1 protein-coding gene and 1 rRNA gene are annotated in these 1,157 nt (G+C 42.6%); both read right to left on the bottom strand.

Annotation, left to right across the window (positions count from 1 at the left end):
- Positions 1 to 470, bottom strand: a 470-nt coding sequence (locus C2M36_RS02520; RefSeq protein WP_199883004.1) for an FG-GAP repeat domain-containing protein, incomplete at its 3' end; no start/stop codon positions are given.
- A 591-nt stretch (positions 471 to 1,061) separates the two neighbouring features.
- Positions 1,062 to 1,157: ribosomal RNA gene (gene rrf, locus C2M36_RS17180) — 5S ribosomal RNA — on the bottom strand; the annotation flags it as partial.

Below are 1,157 nucleotides of genomic sequence, written 5' to 3'. Positions count from 1 at the left end.
TCGCCGTCAAGATCTTGTAATTGCACCTCATGGGGATGAGGCTTAATACCGATATTTAATGGTGACTGGGAAGCCTTGTTGAACCCCCCCTTACCGTCCCCAAAAAGTAAGGTCACATATGATGTTTCATGGTTAGCAATCGCGACATCAACATTTCCATCTTTGTTAATATCAGATACGGCAATATCAGTAGGGTTTTCGCCAACGGGAAAGCGAGCTAATTCGGATAAGTCTCCTTTGCCATTCCCTTGAAAGATAGCGATATTGTTGTCTAAATAATTCGAAACAATAATATCCTTATTACCATCTGAATTAAAATCACACACTGATATAGAGGGTTGTCCATCCCCGACATGAAACAGCCTGGGAGAGAAATTGCTCTCTCCTATCTCAATTGTTTTCGCCACAACATTGCTACTTACTACGAAGAAAAGAAGTGTAGAAAACGTGAAAACAATCCTATTAGTCATTTTGCCACCTTAATCCATTACGGCAGACTTATAGCCGTACTAAAGCTGTATGACCAAGAAGCATAGTGTTTAATACTTATTTCGACCACATCATATGGGCATTCACAGGAACCGTTTAGAGTAAGTATGTTTTATTAGGATGAATACAAAAAACCAGCACTTGGCGGGGTTCTTTGTTGAATAGCAGCTCGGTTCGTTGTTTAAAACGTGAGAGCAGGGATACGCGAAGGGTAAATGCTTTAAGGATGATTTAGTTTTACCAAACGGATAACCTTAAATCCCTGAAAGCAAAAAACCCGCTGCATTACTGCTACGGGTTTCTTTAAATATGAGCTTGGTGCGTTACGCAGTCAGGTGTACTACTTCGTAGCGAGTACATTCGTAGCTAGTACCTTCGTAGCGACTACTTTACTTCGGGCAATCCCGCCCTTGCCCTACGGGTCGCCTACGCGATGTAAAGCTGTTCCCTGCAGCTTTATCACATGGATGAATTCGCTTCGCTCAGCTTTTTTCCTGCCATGCTCAAGTAGAGCATCAATGCTTTTAAACGAAAAAACCCAGCTATAAGCTGGGTTCTTCGTATAATTAGGAGCTTGGCGATGTTCTACTTTCACATGGCAAATGCCACACTATCATCGACGCTGTTTCGTTTCACTTCTGAGTTCGGCATGGGGTCAGGTGGTTCCA

It is taken from the genome of Pseudoalteromonas sp. T1lg75, from assembly GCF_002964705.1.
Classification (GTDB): domain Bacteria; phylum Pseudomonadota; class Gammaproteobacteria; order Enterobacterales; family Alteromonadaceae; genus Pseudoalteromonas.
Note: the sequence above shows the minus strand (reverse complement) of the source record. Positions and strands in the feature narration are given on the sequence as shown.